Raw genomic sequence first — 17,475 nt, 5'->3', positions numbered from 1 at the left:
CTCCCGCCCCGCCTGCACCCACGCCCCCGCCTGCCGCGCCCGCGGGACCGCCCGAGGTCACTCTCACCAAGGCTCGGCCCGTCAGCCTCACCAAAGGCCAGAAGGTCACGCTGCGCAAGGACGGCGGCGTCGCGCTGACCATCATCCGTATGGGCTTGGGTTGGGATCCGGTGCAGGCTCCGAAGAAGACGAGTTTCTTCGGGGGCGGTAACCGAGGCGGAGGAAACATCGACCTGGACGCGTCGGCGATCCTGTTCGCGGGCCGAAATGTCGCCGACATCGTCTACTACGGCCAGTTGAAGTCCAAGGACAGCTCCATTCTGCACCAGGGTGACAACCTGACCGGTGAGGGCGAAGGCGACGACGAGGTCGTGAACGTCGACCTGACCCGCGTGCCCGCGCACATCGACGCGATCGTGTTCACCGTGACGTCGTACCGCGGCCAGACGTTCGAGCAGATCCAGAACGCGTTCACCCGACTCGTCGACGACACCAACAACATCGAGTTGGCGCGGTTCACGCTGCAGGGCGGCATGCCGTTCACCGGACTGGTCATGGCCAAGGTCTTCCGCGAAGGCGGCAACTGGAAGTTGCAGGCGATCGGCGACGGCATCCAGGCCAAGCACGCAGGCGAGGCGGTCCCTCAGCTCGGCAAGTACCTGTAGGCAGGGAAATAGCCCCGCAAATGCATATGCATTTGCGGGGACATGCCACGCAAACGCATATGCGTTTGTCAGGACGTGGGTGCCGGCTCGTCTCGACGGCCGGCAACCCGCGTTCTGCCTGCGATATCGGGTGCACCGTCGAGCACTCCACCTACGGGATCGTCGACGCCGCCGCGCCGCACGAGATCCTCGGAGGGCCGGTAGATCTGGCGTATCACCAACGCGCACAACAGCACTACCGCGATATCACGCACGACGACGGTCGCGGTGAACCACTGCTCGGGTATTCCCTTGTTCTCGATACCGAGGTAGTAGTACATCCGCGGAAACCAGACCAGAGCATCGATCGTCATCCACGCCAACAGAATTCGACGATGGGGCAGCGCCAACACCGCGAGCGGGACGAGCCACAGCGAGTACTGCGGACTCCACACCTTGTTGGTGAGCAGGAACCCGGCGACGACGAGAAACGTCAACTGCGCCAGCCGAGGTCGGGTCGGCGCGTTCATCGCGATGTAGGCGACGCCGACGCACACCGCGGCGAACAGCAGCAGTGTCACCGCGTTCAGCACCATGGGCTTGTCGCCGGGATAGAGGGTTCCGTCGAATCCGGTCCATCCCGTGAACGAAGAGATGACGTTGTAGAGGGAGTCGGGATCCGCGCCGCGCGACGAGTTGAGCCGGAAGAACTCGTACCAGCCCTGCGGATACAGCAGTGCTACAGGGAGATTGACGGCGAGCCACGCCGCCAGCGTCGAGCATGCGGTGATGTACCAGTCGCGCATCTTGCCTGCGCGCCAACACAGTACGAGGAGCGGCCCGAGCAGGAACAGGGGATAGAGCTTGGTCGCGCCGCCGAGTCCGAGTAGAACACCGGCCAGCACCGGACGTTTCCTGCTCCACGCGAGAATGCTGCACGCGGCGAAAGCCGTTGCAAGAGCGTCGAAGTTGGTGAACGCATGCACGATCACCAACGGTGATCCCGCGACCAGCGCGGCATCCCAGATTCGGCGTCCGGCAGAAAGAGCCGTCGCCCACACCGTGATCAACCATGCGAGTACGAGACCGACGACGACGACGTTGAAGTAGACGACCACCTGTAGCGCCTGCGGAAGGAACGGCATCGCGGTCCAGGCTTTCGCGACCACCATCGAGCCGTACTGGTACAGGCCGGACAGAACCGGATACTCCATGTATCGGATCTGGGTGGTCCCGTCGGAATTCGCTTCCTCCCAGAACTTCTTGTACGGGAAGGCGCCCTCGTCGAGGCGTTCGGCGCCGTACAGAGGCACCGTGTCGGAGTAGCACATCGCGACGTACTGACGGCTTCCGCTCCAATCGAGGCCTAGGGCACCCTCGGGTCCGTTGGGTGCCTGCTGAATGCATCCGGCCTTCGCGAACCAGCCGAGGCTCAGGAACACCACGGCCAGAAGGAGCAGAACCCGTAGTGGCGTCATGAATTGCTGACGCCCGATCACGGCATGCTTACCGGCCGGGCCGCCGATGACCGCAGCCAATTCTGCGGTCATCGGATCGGTCACGGCGGGCTGATCCCGCGCGCGGTCGGACGAGCGATCGGGAGCGAGCGGACCTGGGCTCGCCAGCATGCGGTCTCGATGAGTCGTTCCGCGGGCTGCACTCCGGCCGGTTGCGGGCCGGGAGGATCCGTCGTCGCTCACTCCGTGAAGGCTACCGGGCCGGCTCGGGCTCGATCTCTTCCGGCGTCGCCGGCGACTGGGGGGTCGCCGGGGATTGCGTCGTCGGCGCGGGAGCGAGTCCCGGGAGCGGGATCGTCACGCCGGGAAGGATCTCGACCTGTCGAGGCGTGATGACGACAGGCGGGGAGATCTCCGTCGGAATCGGAAGCGTGACCGCTGGCGGAACGGTCGTCGGCGCCACGGACGGCGCGGGAGCGGCAGGGGCCGTGTACTGCGGCACGCCTGCCTGACCGGCGATGGGCTCCGGCGTCGGGAAGGTCTCGTTGGAGGTGCCTTCCAACGCACCGTCCATCGTGTCCTTCCAGATGTCCGACGGGATGCCCGAACCGTAGATCGAGCCACCGTAGCTGTTCTGCAACGGCAGGCCCTGCTCGGTGCCGACCCAGACCGCCGTGGACAGCGACGGCGTGTAGCCGACCATCCAGGCATCCTTGTTCTCCCCGGTGTCGCCGAGCTGCGCGGTACCGGTCTTGGCCGCCGACTGACGTCCACCGGCCAGGTTGTGGCCGTTGGAGTATCCGGCGATCGGACGCATCGCGGCAGTCACGTTGTCGGCGACGGCCGAGGACACGACCTGCTCACCCGGCTCGGCGCCGCGATCGAGCAGCACGGTTCCGTCGGCGGTGACGACGCGCTGCACGAAGTGCGGATCGTGGTGGACACCGGATGCGGCCAGCGTCGCGTAGGCCGAGGCCATGTCGATGACACGCGACTGGTACTGCCCGAGGACGATGCCGTTGTTGGGACCTGCACCGTTCGGCTCGGTCAGCGTCGGGCCGATGCCGGGAAGCTCTTCTGCCACGCCGAGCTTGTGTGCCATGTCGGCGATGGACTGCGGACCGTCGTCCATGGACAGCTGCATCCGGTAGAAGCTCGTGTTGAGCGAGCGCTTGAGCGCTTCCGCGATGGTGCAGGTGCCGCAGGATTCGCCTTCGACGTTGCCGATCGAGATGCCGTTCACGGTCAGCGGGGAGCTGTCGTACATCTGCGACAGCGGGATGCCTTGGTCGAGGGCTGCGGCGAGGCCGAACACCTTGAACGACGAACCCGTCTGCAACCCGGACTGCGCGAAGTCGAATCCTCGTCCGTCCGCGCCGCCGTAGTAGGACTTCACGGCGCCGGTTCTCGGATCGATGGACACCGAGGCGGTACGCAACTCGGACGGCTCGCCCTCGAGGTTCGAGTTCACCGCATCGATCGCCGCCTGCTGTGCGACGGGGTCGATCGTCGTCGTGATCTGCAGACCCTCGGTGTTGAGGTCCTGCTCGCTGACGCCCGCGGCAGACAGTTCACGCAGAACCTGCGACTTGATCAGGCCGTTGGGACCGCTGTCGGTGTCGGAGTTGTCGGCCTGCGCGCTGGGCACCCACTGGGGGTACTGCATCGCGGAGCGTTGCGCCTGGTCGAGGTTGCCCTGCGACACCATGCCGTCGAGCACGTAGTCCCAACGGGACTGCGCACCTTCCGGGTTGAACTCCGGATCGAGTCCCGACGGCTGCTGAATGGTGGCCGCGAGCACGGCACCTTCCTCGATCGACAGCTGATCGACCGGTTTGCCGAAGTACGCCGTCGACGCCGCGGCGATGCCGTACGCACCGCGGCCGAAGTAGATGGTGTTGAGGTACGCGGCCAAAATGTCGTCCTTGGACCACTGGCGAGCCATCTTCGACGAGATGACGAGCTCACGCATCTTTCGAGTCAGCGTGCGCTCGGAACCGACGAGGGCGTTCTTGACGTACTGCTGGGTGATGGTCGAGCCGCCACCTGCGCTGTCGCGGCCGAGAACGTTGTCGCGCAACGCGCGACCGAAACCGGTGACCGAGAAGCCGGGGTTCGAATAGAAGTCCCTGTCCTCGGCCGACAGCACGGCGTTACGAACGTGCAGCGGGATCTGGTCGATCGTCACGTCGGTGCGGTTGCCCTCCGGCGGGACGACGCGACCGAGTTCGGTGACGCCGTCCGACGCGAGGATGGTCGCAACCTGGTTGGTCTTTATGTCACCGGGACGCGGGACGTCCTCGACGGTGTACGCGACCATGAACGCCAGGATCGGGACGATGAGCCCCAACGCGATCAGGACGTACAGAGTTCGGCGGACGGTACGCCAGCGGGACTTCTTCTTCGTTTTCGCGGCAGTACCTCTCTCGGGCGGCTCGGGCGGTTCACTGCCCGAAGAGCGTGGGGATGTGTCGTCCGGCGGCCCAGCCGGCGGAATGCCACCTGCGACGCGGGACGTGGGTGGGCCCTCGGGGCCGCGACCGGACACAGGGGGACGACCGGGCGGAGGGCCGACGGGACGTCGTCCGGGCGGAGGGCCTTGTGGACGCGCGCCCTGAGGGGGCGGACCGGGCCGCGAACCCTGCGGCGGGCCTTGCGGCGCTCGGCCGGGAGGTGGCAGCAACGGCCTACCCTGCGCGTCACGCTGCGGCGGCGGTCCGACGGGACCCTGACCGGGAGGGCGCTGGCCAGCGGGCCGCTGAGGAGGCATCGGACGGCCACCGGGAGGCGGCGTCGACGAGCGAGGACCAACGGGAGGGGGACCGGACGGTGGGGGGCCCGAAGGACGTCGGCCGGGGCCTTGATCAGCGGGTCGCCTGGGATCGCGATCTCCAGGCCGACCACCCGACTGGTTGTCGTAGGGGTTGCTCACGTACAGGTCTCCAGTAGTTGCGGCAGGCACATCCGTATGCCGACCGGATCGATCATCGCAGCGATTGTGTCATTCGCTCGCGGTGCGACGGTTCGGTTGGCGGGATCCGGACCGCGACCGGCGCGGTCTCTTGGGGGCTGGAACTGCACCCATCACGTACGACTGAACCAGGTGGTTCCAGCTGCAGGATCGGCAGACCTCGACGACGTGCACCGAGAACTCCTCCTGAGTCGCCGCGAGTCGGACCAGTTCGTCTGCCGTGCGTGCCGACCCCGACAGGGGACCGAGCTTCTCTCCGAACACCCACGACACGTGCGTGAGCTGTTCCTTCCGGCAGATGGGGCAGACCACGTCGCTTCCGCGCCCGTGGAACTTGGCTGCTCGTAGAAGGTAGGGGTCGGCGTCGCACACAGCGCTGACGCCGGTCCTGCCGGAATAGACCTCGGCGAGCAGCGACCGTCGCTGAAGGGCGTAGTCCACCACCTGTCGCTGAAGTCGCACGCTGACCAGAGTACGTGCGGCCGCGGACATGCGGATCGGCCACCGTCGAAGCTGTCCGATCGGGGCCGCGGAAACTATGCTCCACCTGTGCCGACACGACTGCCCCCATCGACACGGGCCCGCGACGTCGATCGCACCGACGCCGCCGCGACACTCGACGAGGCCCACGCCGACGGGCAGCTGTCCGATGCAGAACACGCGGCGCGCATCGACCTCGCGCTCGAGGCGGAGACTCTCGCCGATCTGCACGCGCTGATCGAGGACCTGCAGGGCACGACACGATTGACGCCGATGTCGGCACCGATCGAGCCCGCCCACCCGGTCCGAACTGCGCGTGCGTCGCGTACCGGTTGCCTCGCCGTCGCGGTGCCCGCGGTCGCGGCTGTCGTCGCGCTGGTGTTCGGGATCCGGTCGTGTGCTGCCGACGGCGATCCGGTGTCGACGTACGGAGACATGGGCTATCAGAACCCGGCTGTCGTGGCGGACATCGCACGCGCCCTGGCGGAGAAGACCGGCACGACCGTCGTCGACAGTCTCGGTCTGTATCCCGGGTACGCGATCGTCCGCATGCCGGCTCCCGGCCTGCCGCAGAAGCAGGTGTCCTACGACTTCCGCGACGGCGAACTCGACGACTTCGACGACACCTGGTCGAGCGCACGCGAGGCGAACCAAGGCCAGATCGACCTCACGACGCTCGATCTGCCCAGGATTGCCGGTGTCGTGGCCGGCGCGGCGGACAGTCTGAACCTGTCGAGGATCGACAGCCTGAACATTCAGATCCGCGGTACGTCGGACGGACCACAGGTATTGATCAACGCGGACAACACGGACGAGGAGCGAGGAATGATGTACGTCGATCCGTCGGGCAACTTCCTGTACGTCGATCCGTTCCGATTCGGAGAGTAGGACGACCGTGGCTCTGTCACCGAAGAACCGCGCCCCCGCACTCCGAGCGCGCGACATCGACCGTGGGCTCATCGCGAGCGCACTGGATCAGGCTTACGCCGACGGGCAGTTGAGCGTCGACGAACATCATTCGCGCACCGCCGCGGCGCGGGCAGCGGTCACCCTGGGTGAACTGCACGCACTCGTTTCCGATCTTCAGCTCGACGTCGACCTCCCGGAGCCGACGCCGCCGCGGTCGAGACGGGGACCCGTCCTGCTCCTGGCGTCGGGTGCGGTCGTCGTCCTGGCCGTGGCCGCAGCGGTCATCCTGACGAGCGCGGACGACGAACCTGCTGCCGCGGAACCGACGCAGACCCAGGCGCCGGAGGTGTCGATGCCACTGCCCGGGTCGGTGACGCCGATCGTCGCCGCGCCGTTCGTGTTCGACACCGCAGAAGGCCTCGACGACTTCCGCGCGCGATACCTCGAACGATTCGGCAATTCCGAGGTCGTCGAGCTCAGGCTGGAAGTCGACGAGGACAACCGGGCCGACATCTACCGACTGAACGCCGAGGGACGCGTCGAACGCGTCATGGTCCACGGCGGGTTCGAAGTTCAGCCCGACACGTCGTTGCGAGCCGAAGGTCAGCAGACCTTCGACTGGGCACTGCTCGACTCGTCCGTCGTCGCCGGGGTGATCGCGGGAGCACCGGCCACCGTCGGCGACACGAGGGGCAATGCCGACTGGGTGCAGATCGACAACGACGGTGGTCTGCAACGCATTTCGGTCTCGGTCGAGGCTCCGGACTCGATGGGCGGACGCGTCGAGACCGACTTCTCGGGCAATCCGACGTACGTCTCACGCGTCGACAACTAGTTTTTAATGTCTTTACAAGATAACTTGTCGCTATGTATGTACATATATCGACGCGATACATTTTGTGTATATGCTCGGAAATCGCATCAGGTTGTGCGGTTCCGGCGTCGGGGAGGAGATGAGCATGCTCGAGCTTGCGATTCTCGGTTTGCTCCTCGAAGCTCCGATGCACGGATACGAGCTGCGTAAGCGTCTGACGGGTCTCCTCGGAGCCTTTCGGGCGTTCTCGTACGGCTCGCTCTACCCGGCTCTGCGTCGTCTGCAAGCAGACGGGCTCATCGCCGAAGACGCTGGACCCGACGCGCTCGTCAAGCGTCGTGCCCGACGCGTCTACGAGCTGACGCCACTCGGCAAGAAGCGTTTCGCCGAGTTGGTCGCGGACACGGGACCGCAGAACTACACAGACGACGGTTTCGGCGTTCACCTCGCCTTCTTCAGTCGCACACCGGCGGAAGCACGGATGCGCATTCTCGAAGGCAGGCGTCGCCAGGTCGAGGAGCGTCGAGAAGGATTGCGGGAGGCCATCTCCCGAGCCAACGGCACGCTCGATCGCTACACCCGCCAGCTGCACCAGCTCGGCCTGGAGTCCAGTGAACGTGAAGTTCGCTGGCTCAACGAGGTGATCGCAGCCGAACAGGCGGGACCGTCGAACACATCGAACCCGAAGAGCGTTTCGAAAGAAGGAGAGCCCGACCATGGGTGAGAACAGCATTCGCGTAGCAATTGTGGGTGTGGGCAACTGCGCCGCCTCCCTGGTTCAGGGTGTGGAGTACTACAAGGACGCGGACGAGAACGTCACCGTTCCCGGCCTCATGCACGTCAAGTTCGGCAAGTACCACGTCCGCGACGTCGAGTTCGTAGCCGCGTTCGACGTGGACGCCAAGAAGGTCGGCTTCGACCTGTCGGACGCGATCTTCTCGAGCGAGAACAACACCATCAAGATCGCCGACGTGGCGCCGAAGGACGTCCAGGTTCTGCGCGGACCGACGCTCGACGGACTGGGCAAGTACTACCGCGAGACCATCACCGAGGCCGACGGCGACGCCGTCGACGTGGCACAGGCATTGCGCGACGCGAAGGTCGACGTGCTCGTGTCCTACCTTCCCGTCGGATCGGAGGAGGCCGACAAGTTCTACGCGCAGGCCGCCATCGATGCAGGCGTCGCGTTCGTCAACGCACTGCCCGTCTTCATCGCCAGCGATCCCGTCTGGGCCCAGAAGTTCGTCGACGCAGGCGTTCCCATCGTGGGCGACGACATCAAGAGCCAGGTCGGTGCCACCATCACGCACCGCGTCATGGCAAAACTGTTCGAGGACCGCGGAGTTCAGCTCGACCGGACCATGCAGCTCAACGTCGGCGGCAACATGGACTTCCTCAACATGCTCGAGCGCAGCCGCCTCGAGTCGAAGAAGATCTCCAAGACTCAGGCCGTCACGTCGAACCTGCAGCGCGAGTTCAACACCAAGGACGTCCACATCGGACCGTCGGATCACGTCGGTTGGCTCGACGACCGCAAGTGGGCGTACGTGCGCCTCGAAGGCCGTGCCTTCGGTGACGTGCCGCTGAACCTCGAGTACAAGCTCGAGGTCTGGGACTCGCCCAACTCCGCAGGCGTCATCATCGACGCGGTGCGTGCGGCGAAGATCGCCCTCGACCGCGGCATCGGTGGACCGGTCATCCCGGCATCGGCGTACCTGATGAAGAGCCCGCCGAAGCAGCTCGCCGACGACGTCGCGCGTCAGCAGCTCGAGGCGTTCATCATCGACGCATAGGCGACTTCGTCGCATGTGAGTGGGAATGTACAGAGGGCTATACATTCCCACTCACATGTGCAGTGTCACTTCTTCCCCCTCGGTCCGCTCGGTGCAGATCAGCATGCCGTCGGGCCTGCCCTCGACCGGCACGCGGCAGGTGCCGCAGAATCCCTGGCGGCACGAATAGGCAACGTCGGGCCGAAAAGGCTTGACCGCGTCCAGGATCGACTTGTCGGCGGGCACTGTGATCCGCTCACCGGTGCGATTCAGTACCACGGTGAACGGTACGCCGTTCACGATCGGCGGCGCCGAGAAGCGCTCGAAGTGGAACTCCGACTCCGGGTGAACACCGCGGTGCAGGCTGTCGATCATCGGCATCGGACCGCACGCATAGATCGCGGATGCCGGCGTCGAACCTTCGAGAAGTGTCTGCGCAGAGGGGATTCCGTCCACGTCGTCGGTTCGGATCGACACACGGTCGCCGAAGCTGCGCACGTCGTCGAGGAACGGCAGCGAGTCCTCGCTACGACCGGTGTAGACCATCGAGAAGTCGACGCCCAGACGCTGGGCCAGCCGCGCCATCGGCAGGATCGGCGTGATCCCGATGCCGCCCGCGACGAAGTGCAGATGATCGGCGTCGGAGCCGTGCCCGGGTACCGCGAATGCGAACGCATTGCGCGGGCCTCGAATCGTCAGCTGCGTGCCGACGCTCACCTCGTCGTGCATCTCGATCGAACCGCCGTCACCGTCGGGTATGCGGCGCACGGCAATTCGATAGGTCGTACTGTCCGCCGGGTCGCCACACAGCGAGTACTGCCGCAGTCGCCCGGACGGCAGTTCGACGTCGATGTGCGCACCCGCACGCCACGACGGCAGCTCACCTGCACCTGCCAACACGAAACCGACGACGTTCTCGTCGTGCGCCTCGACGGTTCGTCCGACCACGACGACGGACATGCGTCGATCGTTCTGCTCGCCCACGACATCCTTTCGATGCCAGAGCCGCAGAGACTGCATGTGCGCGTTCATCAATCGTTCCAACACGCGGAGCAGCGGATCCCGCTCCCGACGTCCGTACAGGTCGCCTGGGATGGCGTCGGGAACGGGTAGCGCGACGTTCATCGGTGTGCCGCCCGAGCCGCGGGCGACTTCGCGAGGTAGGCAACGGCTTGCGCCGTGCTTCCTTCGTTCTCCGGTGTGTACGACGGCTTCAGATACCGCGCAACGCCTTTCGTCATCTGCATCAGCGACGGCAGCGCGCCGCGGCGCGTCGCGCCCAGCCAGCCGAGCCACAGCCTCACGTACCCGCGATTCTTCATACTCGCGTCCTGGGTGACGATGTACCGGGTGCCGCGCAGCAACAGCACCATGAAGGCGACGAACGCAATGACCATCGCGACGTTGCGCCGAAAGTACCCGACCCCGAAGTACATCGCGACGTCGTGTGCGACGTTGCGGTGCTCCACTTCCTCGGCCCCGTGCCACCGGTAGAGGTCGATCATCGTTGCGTCGCCGCCCAATTCGTCCCAGCGAGAGTTCAACGCATAGTCACCGAGGAATGCGGTCAGATGCTCGATGGCACCGATCAAGGCGATGCGTTCGACCAGTTGCTGCTTCTGCGCTGTGGGCGTCGACGCAGGTCGGGGTCCGAGAACCTTGCGCATCAGGTATTCGGCGTGCGCCGCGAACGGCCTTGGGTCGACGCCGTGCGCGTCGAGAAAGTCGTACAGCACGACGTTGTGGGTCTCCGCGTGCATCGCCTCCTGGCCGATGAATCCGAGCACGTCCTCGCGGAGTTTCGCGTCGGCGATCAGAGGCAGGGCCTCGGTGTACGTTGCGCAGAACCACCGCTCACCCTCGGGCAGAAGCAGATTCAGCGCACTGACCGTGTGCGACGCGACGGGTTCCGACGGCATCCAGTGCAGCGGCGTGCTCGACCAGTCGAACGAGACATTGCGTGCATGCAGCGAAATATCGCCTGGCTCATGGGCGTTCACTTCGAGTTCCTTTCGACGAACGAGGCGGTGGCGGTGGCGACCAGTTCCGGGTCCTTCAGCGGCAGCCAGTGGCCGGAGCGCACATCGGTTCGGCTGACGTCGGCCACCCAGCGATCGATTCCTGCGAACGACGCAGGCCGGACAGCGGGGTCGCGCGACGGGACGAGCAGTTGAACCGGAACGTGGGTGTAGCGCTCGTCGGGACGCAGGATCTTGCGCGGAATATTGGCGCGGTAGATGCGAAGACCGCGAATCATGTCCTGCTGCAGGGTATCCGCGAGATGAATGTGTCGCCCCGGAACCCGCTCGAACAGGCGTAGGCCGAGTGCCCACGTCCAGCGACGGCCGAACACACGAAAGACCGCGCGCGGCAATGCTCCCGCCATGAAGAACAGCGTGTACGCACCCGATACGAGCTGAGTGAACAGCTGCCACAGACCTTTCGGAGTCGACGGCGCCTGCCGCATCCACTTGCCCAAGTGATCGAGACTCGGGCCGGAGATCGACGTGAACGAGGCGACGCGCACCTCGGCACCCGGTTCGCAGATCGCCTCCCACACCTGGATCGACCCCCAATCGTGGGCGAGCACATGTACCGGCGTCGAACCGGCCACCGCGTCGACGACGGCCATGAAGTCGTCGGCCAACTGCTCGAGCCGCATCTCGGCGACGGTTCCCGTTCCGGTGGACCGACCGTGGCCGCGCGTGTCGTACGAGACGAGACGGAAGCGATCGGCGAGACGCGACGCGACCCCGTCCCACAGATGGTGGGTATCCGGCCAGCCGTGTACGAGGACGAGCGTCGGTCCGGTGGGGTTGCCGCTGACGAACACGGCCAGTTCGGCACCGTCGACGCGCACCGACGTGATCTGCCGTTCTCTCTCGATGGTCATGCGTACTCCAGGTCGTTGTTACCGACGGTACGATAAACGTTACCGCCGGTACGGCTCACTCGACAATCCACCATCTGCGACGGCGGTGTCAAGGCTTCGCCACGACTACCTGCGGTAACACCTAGGATGGTGCGATGCCGACGTCACGAGACCCGGAAGCCCGCAGGACGCACATCCGCGAAGAGTTCGTCGATGCTGCCTTTCGCGTTCTCGACGACCAGGGCCCGAATCCGAGCATGAACGACATCGCCCGCGAGGCCGGCACGACGAAGCCACGGCTGTACCGCCAGTTCGCGGACAAGGCCGATCTCTACAGCGCCGTCGCACAGCGGATGGCCGACGAGGTCTACGAGCTCGCCGTGTCGGACTTCAACTTCCTGCTCGACGCCCCGTCGTCGGCGCTGAGACATGCGATCACCGGTTATGCGCAGGTCGTGGCCAGGCATCCCAACGTGTTCCGCTTTCTCGCCCAATCACGTTCGGCGCCAGAGGGTTCGGGCGCCGCTCCGCCGCTCGATATCGGACGCGACATCAGCGATCGGTTCACAGGCGTGGCGACGTCGATCTTGAAGTCGGTCGACGTGGACACCGACGGCATCGACTACGCCTGCCGCGCCGCTGTCGGGGTTCTTCTCGCGGCGACCGACTTGTGGCTCGACGCACCCGACGCTCAGCCGGCCGAGTTCGTCGACAACGTCACCGACCTCGTGTGGGGAGTGCTCGACGCGTTTCTGCGGCGCAAGAAAGTGGATCTCGACGCCGACGAGCCCATCTTCGTCACCCTTGCCCGGTTGAAGGGAGAGTAGCCGTCGCGAACGGGTCATCCACCCATGACGGTCGGTATGAGCATGGGCAGGTTGATCAGCAGGTGCAGAAGCATTGCGGCCGGCAGATTGCGACGCACCAGGGCGATGGCGGCGATGGCGGCGGCGCCGGGAAGTTGATGCAGCAGCCACGACGGTCCGAAGAACACCAGGTGCGGTAGAACGAAGATTGCCAGGCTCGTGGCTGCCCCGAACCACCGTGCGGCCTGTCCACCCCCGAACAGCTCCCCGAGCCGTTCGGCGAGAAATCCTCGGTAGACGATCTCCTCGGTGACGGCGGCGGTGACGATCAATGCCAGAACGCCGACCACTCCGAGGGCGATGACAGTCTCGATGCCGTCGTTGTTCCGCTGTGGCGCAATCAGGCCTATCAGCCAGGCCCACGACATGACTGCGCCGAACGCGTACAAGACCCATTCGATGTCGCGTGAGGTCGGCCTACGAATGAGCAGCGATCCGAGACCACGGCGTTCGACAGCGACGACGACGACCAGCAGCAGCGCAGCGCCGAACCACTTCCATGGATCGCCCGCCGACGGTCCGCTCGATCCGAATCGCAGATCCAGCCCTGCTATTTCGATGTCCGGCGGACGACCGTAGATGCCGACGATCACGGTCGCCCCGAGGACCAGGCTGAGCAGCAGTCTTTTCCGCGACATGTCCAGCGCAGACGATTCCTCCGCTACCATGATCGCTAGAGTACATACTCTAGAGCGAACACTCTAGCGATCATGATTCGGAGGATACGATCGGTGACCCCACGAGCGCGCTCCACCGATCGACGAGACGACATCGTGGCCGCCGCCTATCGCTGTATCGCCCAGGATGGATACGAACGGACGAGCACAGCGCAGATCTGCTCGGCTGCAGGCGTGTCCTCGGGTACGTTCTTCCACCACTTTCCGACCAAGATTTCTGTTCTCGTTGCCATACTTCAGCGGGACCTCGAGCGCATTCGACAGCTGATGAACGACATCGCTCGGCACGCGACGCGCGACGCCGACGGTGCGCTGGCATTGTGGACGGAGTACGTGATTGCCGACGCGTCGGACAGCGATCTTCCCGGGTTCGTGGCGGCTCTCGCCACCGTCCCCGACCACCACGACGTGACCAGTGCGTTGAACGCCGAGACAGAACTCGTTCACGACACTCTTGTTCGGATCGTCTCCGAAGGGCAACGTCAGAAGACCATGCGCGTCGACCGGACGGCTGCGAGTAGTGCACTCTGGCTTCGCATTTTGTCGGACGGCGTGCTGCACCACGTCGTCGAGCACAGGCCGTCGACGGTCACCGAACATCGGCACGAATTGTTGGACGCTGCACGACGTCTGGTCCAGCCCTGACATCCGATCAGGGCAGCTAGCTCAGGCCCTGATCCGCCGCACGACGAACCAGAGTGCAGCCAGGAGGCCCACCAGCACCGCCGACGCCATCATGCTCGGCTCACCGCGCACGATGCCCGCGACCGCAGCGACGAACGCCATCAGCGCGAAGAACCCGAGGATGCCCGCCACGAGCTGCAGGTGGTCCTGAGCACTCACGACTTGACGCCGCCCGCGGTCAGACCGGAGATGATGCGGCGCTGGAAGATCAACACCATGACGACCAACGGAATGGCGACGATGGTTCCTGCGGCCATGATCGCCGCGTACGGCACGACGTGTGGGTCGTTGCCCGAGAACCGCGCGATCGCGACGGTGACGGGTTCGGTCTTGTCGCTCGACAGCTGGCTCGCCAGAAGGTACTCGTTGACCGCGGCGATGAAGGCCAGGATCGCGGTGGTGAACAGCGCGGGTGCGGCCATGGGCAACATCACCAGACGGAAGGCCTGGAAGCGTCCTGCACCGTCGATGCGCGCGGCTTCTTCGAGCTCCCACGGCAATTCGGCGAAGAACGCCGTCAGCGTGTAAATGGTCAGCGGCAGCACGAACGAGATGTTCGGGATGATCATCGCCTGGTAGCTCCCGATCCACCCGATATCGGTGAAGAACTGGAACAGCGGCGTCACGAGGGCGACGACCGGGAACATCGACGCACCCAGCACGATGCCGACGACGATGTACTTGAAGCGGAAGTCGATGCGGGACAAAGCATATGCGGCGAAGATGCCGATGACGAGACCGACGAGCGTCGTCACACCACCGATGATCAGGCTGTTGACGACGGCGCGCAGGAAGTTGTTGCCGTTGCTCGTCGACAGTGCGTTGGAGAAGTTCTCCATCGTCACGTGCGTCGGCCAGGGCGTCGTGTCGAACGTGTAGCGCGGATCGCGCAGCGCGGTGACGACCATCCAGTAGAACGGCGCGAGACCCCAGACGAGGATGATCACGACACCGAGGTAGATGCGTGCTGTCTTCATCGGATCTCACCTTTACGCTGCTTCTCCTGCGTCGCAACCGCATTGGCGCCCAGGAATTTCACCAGGACGAACGCGACGATGAAGATCATGATGAACGAGATGGTCGACAGTGCCGCGGCGCTGTTGAATCCTTGGCGGATCTGTTCGACGACGAGGATCGAGATGGTGCGCGTCGCGGGATTGCCCTCGGTGAGAATCGCCGGAAGGTCGTACATGCGCAGCGCGTCCATCGTGCGGAACAGAATGGCAACCATCAGAGCGGGTTTCACGAGTGGCAACGTGATCCGGGTGAACCGCTGCCACGCCGACGCACCGTCGACGCGCGCAGCTTCGTAGACGTCGGCTGGAATCATCTGCAGCCCAGCGAGAATCAACAGCGCCATGAACGGCGTCGTCTTCCAGACGTCGGCGATGATGACCGCGAACCGCGCTGGCCACGCATCACCGGTCCACAGGATGTTGGTTCCGAGAATCTTGTTGGCGATTCCGTCGTACGCGAAGATGAAGTACCAGAGCTTCGCGGTGACGGCCGTCGGAATGGCCCACGGAATCAGGATGGCCGCACGCAGCAGAGCTCGCCCGGCGAACGTCTTGCCCATGATGACGGCCATCGCGAATCCGATGACGACCTCGATGGCCACCGTCACCACCGTGAAGAAGGCCGTGTTGCCGACGGCTCCCCAGAACTGGGAACCGAGAGTGCCGGGGGGACAGGGCACGAGCGTGCCCGACGCCGACGTGCACTGCTGCAGAATCCAGTGCGTGTAGTTGGAGAATCCAGCACTGCCGCCCTTGACGAACATTCCCGTCGCGGGATCGAGCCCCTGGTCTTTCTGGAAGGACATGATCACGGCTCGAATGACCGGGTAGGCGATGACGATCGCCAGAATCACCAGTGTCGGCGCGATCAGCAACCAGGCCCGGCCGGAGGTCAGTCCGAACCGGCGCTTCTTCTCGGTGCGTGCATGTCGACCGCGGCCGGGGGAATCCCCCCCGGCCGCGGTCGTCGGTGCAGCCCCACTGGTTTCACCAGTAGGCACAGCCATATGAATTCTCCTGCTGAAGAAAGAGGACGTCAGTTCGAGCTTGCCGACTCGATACCGGCCTGCATGTCCGCGATGGCCTGGTCCACGGTCTTCTCACCCTTGATAGCGGCGAAAGCGTTGTCCTGCACGGCCTTCGAGACGGCCGGGTAGAACGGGGTGACCGGGCGAGGAACAGCGTTCTCGATCGACTGCTTCAGAGCCGGGAGGTACGGCATCTCGGCGATCAGGGCCGGGTCGTCGTACAGCGAGCCGAGCACGGGAGGCAGTGCGCCTTCGGCGATGATGCGCTGAGCCTGCTCGCCCTGCAGGAAGCGCAGGAAGTCGGCAGCCGTGGCCTTGTGCTCCGAGTACGCGCTGATCGCGGCGTTGTAGCCGCCGAGCGTCGAGGTGCCGACACCGGTGACTCCGGGCAGCGGTGCGACCGCGTACTTGCCTGCGACTGCCGAGCCTTCCTTGGCGGCGGTGCCGTAGACGTACGGCCAGTTGCGCAGGTAGAGCGCCTTGCCGTCCTCGAACGCCTGCTGGCTCTCGGGCTCCTTGAACGTGGTGTCCTGAGCGGGGATGACATTGTTCTGGAACGCCGTCACCAGTGCCTGCAGACCGGCCTTGGCCTCCGGGCTGTCGACGGTCGGCGTCGTGCCGTCCTCGCCGACGAAGGATCCGCCGTGTGCGTTGATGATCTCCGACGTGTTGACCGTCAGACCCTCGTACGACGCGAACTGTCCTGCGTAGCAGTCGATGTTGTTCTCCACCGCAACAGTGCAGCTCGCGGTGAGCTCGTCCCACGTGGTGGGCGCAGCGGGAACGAGGTCGCTGCGGTAGAACAGCAGGCCGCCGTTGGTGTTCTTCGGTGCTGCGTACTGCGTGCCGTTGTAGGTGGCGCTCTCGACGGTGGCCGGGAGAACACCGGCGTTGTCGAGTGCGAACTCGCCTTCGAGCGGAACGAGCCAGCCCTTGGCTGCGAACTCGGCGGTCCAGATGACATCGAGTGCCATGACGTCGTAGTCGGTCTGCTCTGCCTGCAGGTGCTGGACCAGGTCGTCGTGGGCCTGGTCGGCGTCGTTCGACTGTTCCTTGAACGTGACCTGCTCGTCGGGGTTGGCCGCGTTCCACTCGTCGATGATCTGGCGGACGACACCGGTCTCGGTGGTGTCCTTGCCCTCGACGTAGGTGATGGGGCCGCGACCGTCGGTGTTTTCCGACGCAGAATCGCTCGAGCCGCTGTCACTGGAACATGCGGTGATCGTCAGCAGGGCCGCAGCGGTCGCCGCCACCGCTACCTTCGTGATCGAAGACGCCATTTGTC

18 protein-coding genes are annotated in these 17,475 nt (G+C 65.0%); 7 read left to right on the top strand and 11 right to left on the bottom strand.

What is annotated here, in order from left to right; all coding sequences use genetic code 11:
- A partial coding sequence (locus HQ354_RS11500) for a TerD family protein (protein WP_222654602.1) occupies positions 1–665 on the top strand: 665 nt, incomplete at its 5' end.
- A 68-nt stretch (positions 666–733) separates the two neighbouring features.
- Here HQ354_RS11500 and HQ354_RS11495 read toward each other — a convergent pair.
- From HQ354_RS11495 to HQ354_RS11485, 3 genes are all read right to left on the bottom strand, one after another.
- Positions 734–2,272: a glycosyltransferase family 87 protein gene (locus tag HQ354_RS11495; RefSeq protein ID WP_174551496.1), complete on the bottom strand. Its 1,539-nt coding sequence runs from the start codon at positions 2,270–2,272 to the stop codon at positions 734–736.
- 82 nt (positions 2,273–2,354) lie between these two features.
- Entirely contained in the window at positions 2,355–4,871 is a 2,517-nt protein-coding gene (locus HQ354_RS11490; RefSeq protein WP_261768666.1) for a transglycosylase domain-containing protein, read from the bottom strand.
- A gap of 231 nt (positions 4,872–5,102) precedes the next feature.
- On the bottom strand, positions 5,103–5,564 hold the full coding sequence (locus HQ354_RS11485) for a DUF5318 domain-containing protein (RefSeq protein ID WP_068430680.1): 462 nt from the start codon (positions 5,562–5,564) through the stop codon (positions 5,103–5,105).
- A 57-nt stretch (positions 5,565–5,621) separates the two neighbouring features.
- On the opposite strand from HQ354_RS11485, the gene HQ354_RS11480 reads away from it, so the two are divergent.
- From HQ354_RS11480 to HQ354_RS11465, 4 genes are all read left to right on the top strand, one after another.
- The gene (locus HQ354_RS11480) at positions 5,622–6,440 is read left to right on the top strand and encodes a DUF1707 domain-containing protein (RefSeq protein WP_254303630.1); all 819 of its coding nucleotides are present in this window, start codon (positions 5,622–5,624) and stop codon (positions 6,438–6,440) included.
- Between the two features lie 7 nt (positions 6,441–6,447).
- Positions 6,448–7,296: a DUF1707 domain-containing protein gene (locus tag HQ354_RS11475; protein ID WP_308115174.1), complete on the top strand. Its 849-nt coding sequence runs from the start codon at positions 6,448–6,450 to the stop codon at positions 7,294–7,296.
- Positions 7,297–7,420: 124 nt separating this feature from the next.
- Positions 7,421–7,999, top strand: a complete 579-nt coding sequence (locus tag HQ354_RS11470) for a PadR family transcriptional regulator (RefSeq protein WP_068430997.1) — start codon at positions 7,421–7,423, stop codon at positions 7,997–7,999.
- Positions 7,992–9,068 carry an inositol-3-phosphate synthase gene (locus HQ354_RS11465; protein ID WP_068430677.1) on the top strand — a complete coding sequence of 359 codons (1,077 nt, stop codon included), beginning with the start codon at positions 7,992–7,994 and terminating at the stop codon, positions 9,066–9,068. Before HQ354_RS11470 ends, HQ354_RS11465 begins: the two co-directional genes overlap by 8 nt.
- Positions 9,069–9,119: 51 nt before the next feature.
- On the opposite strand, the gene HQ354_RS11460 is transcribed toward HQ354_RS11465, so the two are convergent.
- From HQ354_RS11460 to HQ354_RS11450, 3 genes are read right to left on the bottom strand one after another with little or no spacing between them, the layout of a single operon-like run.
- A complete protein-coding gene (locus HQ354_RS11460; RefSeq protein ID WP_068430673.1) occupies positions 9,120–10,172 on the bottom strand; it encodes a PDR/VanB family oxidoreductase in 1,053 nt (350 codons plus the stop codon).
- Complete coding sequence (locus HQ354_RS11455) at positions 10,169–11,047, bottom strand: metal-dependent hydrolase (protein WP_068430670.1); 879 nt, start codon at positions 11,045–11,047, stop codon at positions 10,169–10,171. Before HQ354_RS11455 ends, HQ354_RS11460 begins: the two co-directional genes overlap by 4 nt.
- A complete protein-coding gene (locus HQ354_RS11450; RefSeq protein ID WP_068430667.1) occupies positions 11,044–11,940 on the bottom strand; it encodes an alpha/beta fold hydrolase in 897 nt (298 codons plus the stop codon). The genes HQ354_RS11455 and HQ354_RS11450 overlap by 4 nt, the downstream gene beginning before the upstream one ends.
- 134 nt (positions 11,941–12,074) lie before the next feature.
- On the opposite strand from HQ354_RS11450, the gene HQ354_RS11445 reads away from it, so the two are divergent.
- Positions 12,075–12,746 (top strand): TetR/AcrR family transcriptional regulator, encoded by a 672-nt coding sequence (locus HQ354_RS11445; RefSeq protein ID WP_068430664.1) that lies wholly within the window; start codon positions 12,075–12,077, stop codon positions 12,744–12,746.
- Between the two features lie 14 nt (positions 12,747–12,760).
- Here HQ354_RS11445 and HQ354_RS11440 read toward each other — a convergent pair whose 3' ends face one another.
- The gene (locus tag HQ354_RS11440; protein ID WP_068430661.1) at positions 12,761–13,453 is read right to left on the bottom strand and encodes a CPBP family intramembrane glutamic endopeptidase; all 693 of its coding nucleotides are present in this window, start codon (positions 13,451–13,453) and stop codon (positions 12,761–12,763) included.
- A gap of 63 nt (positions 13,454–13,516) precedes the next feature.
- On the opposite strand from HQ354_RS11440, the gene HQ354_RS11435 reads away from it, so the two are divergent.
- Complete coding sequence (locus HQ354_RS11435; RefSeq protein ID WP_068430658.1) at positions 13,517–14,107, top strand: TetR/AcrR family transcriptional regulator; 591 nt, start codon at positions 13,517–13,519, stop codon at positions 14,105–14,107.
- Positions 14,108–14,128: 21 nt separating this feature from the next.
- Here HQ354_RS11435 and HQ354_RS11430 read toward each other — a convergent pair whose 3' ends face one another.
- From HQ354_RS11430 to HQ354_RS11415, 4 genes are read right to left on the bottom strand one after another with little or no spacing between them, the layout of a single operon-like run.
- On the bottom strand, positions 14,129–14,305 hold the full coding sequence (locus tag HQ354_RS11430; protein WP_165839539.1) for a hypothetical protein: 177 nt from the start codon (positions 14,303–14,305) through the stop codon (positions 14,129–14,131).
- Complete coding sequence (locus HQ354_RS11425; protein ID WP_068430655.1) at positions 14,302–15,123, bottom strand: carbohydrate ABC transporter permease; 822 nt, start codon at positions 15,121–15,123, stop codon at positions 14,302–14,304. Before HQ354_RS11425 ends, HQ354_RS11430 begins: the two co-directional genes overlap by 4 nt.
- The gene (locus HQ354_RS11420) at positions 15,120–16,169 is read right to left on the bottom strand and encodes a carbohydrate ABC transporter permease (protein WP_174551489.1); all 1,050 of its coding nucleotides are present in this window, start codon (positions 16,167–16,169) and stop codon (positions 15,120–15,122) included. Before HQ354_RS11420 ends, HQ354_RS11425 begins: the two co-directional genes overlap by 4 nt.
- 29 nt (positions 16,170–16,198) lie before the next feature.
- Positions 16,199–17,470 (bottom strand): ABC transporter substrate-binding protein, encoded by a 1,272-nt coding sequence (locus HQ354_RS11415; protein WP_068430652.1) that lies wholly within the window; start codon positions 17,468–17,470, stop codon positions 16,199–16,201.
- Positions 17,471–17,475: the final 5 nt, after the last annotated feature.

Source organism: Rhodococcus sp. BP-261, assembly GCF_019835205.1.
Lineage (GTDB): Bacteria > Actinomycetota > Actinomycetes > Mycobacteriales > Mycobacteriaceae > Rhodococcoides > Rhodococcoides kyotonensis_B.
This window is presented reverse-complemented; position numbering and strand designations above follow the sequence as displayed.

What these genes read in the sequence shown, in the direction of transcription:
- HQ354_RS11465 (WP_068430677.1), top strand. Translation starts at nt 7,992, where the DNA reads ATGGGTGAGAACAGCATTCGCGTAGCAATTGTGGGTGTGGGCAACTGC.
- HQ354_RS11440 (WP_068430661.1), bottom strand. Translation starts at nt 13,453, where the DNA reads ATGGTAGCGGAGGAATCGTCTGCGCTGGACATGTCGCGGAAAAGACTG.
- HQ354_RS11420 (WP_174551489.1), bottom strand. Translation starts at nt 16,169, where the DNA reads ATGGCTGTGCCTACTGGTGAAACCAGTGGGGCTGCACCGACGACCGCG.
- HQ354_RS11495 (WP_174551496.1), bottom strand. Translation starts at nt 2,272, where the DNA reads ATGCTGGCGAGCCCAGGTCCGCTCGCTCCCGATCGCTCGTCCGACCGC.
- HQ354_RS11490 (WP_261768666.1), bottom strand. Translation starts at nt 4,871, where the DNA reads ATGCCTCCTCAGCGGCCCGCTGGCCAGCGCCCTCCCGGTCAGGGTCCC.
- HQ354_RS11415 (WP_068430652.1), bottom strand. Translation starts at nt 17,470, where the DNA reads ATGGCGTCTTCGATCACGAAGGTAGCGGTGGCGGCGACCGCTGCGGCC.
- HQ354_RS11425 (WP_068430655.1), bottom strand. Translation starts at nt 15,123, where the DNA reads ATGAAGACAGCACGCATCTACCTCGGTGTCGTGATCATCCTCGTCTGG.
- HQ354_RS11470 (WP_068430997.1), top strand. Translation starts at nt 7,421, where the DNA reads ATGCTCGAGCTTGCGATTCTCGGTTTGCTCCTCGAAGCTCCGATGCAC.
- HQ354_RS11445 (WP_068430664.1), top strand. Translation starts at nt 12,075, where the DNA reads ATGCCGACGTCACGAGACCCGGAAGCCCGCAGGACGCACATCCGCGAA.
- HQ354_RS11485 (WP_068430680.1), bottom strand. Translation starts at nt 5,564, where the DNA reads ATGTCCGCGGCCGCACGTACTCTGGTCAGCGTGCGACTTCAGCGACAG.
- HQ354_RS11450 (WP_068430667.1), bottom strand. Translation starts at nt 11,940, where the DNA reads ATGACCATCGAGAGAGAACGGCAGATCACGTCGGTGCGCGTCGACGGT.
- HQ354_RS11460 (WP_068430673.1), bottom strand. Translation starts at nt 10,172, where the DNA reads ATGAACGTCGCGCTACCCGTTCCCGACGCCATCCCAGGCGACCTGTAC.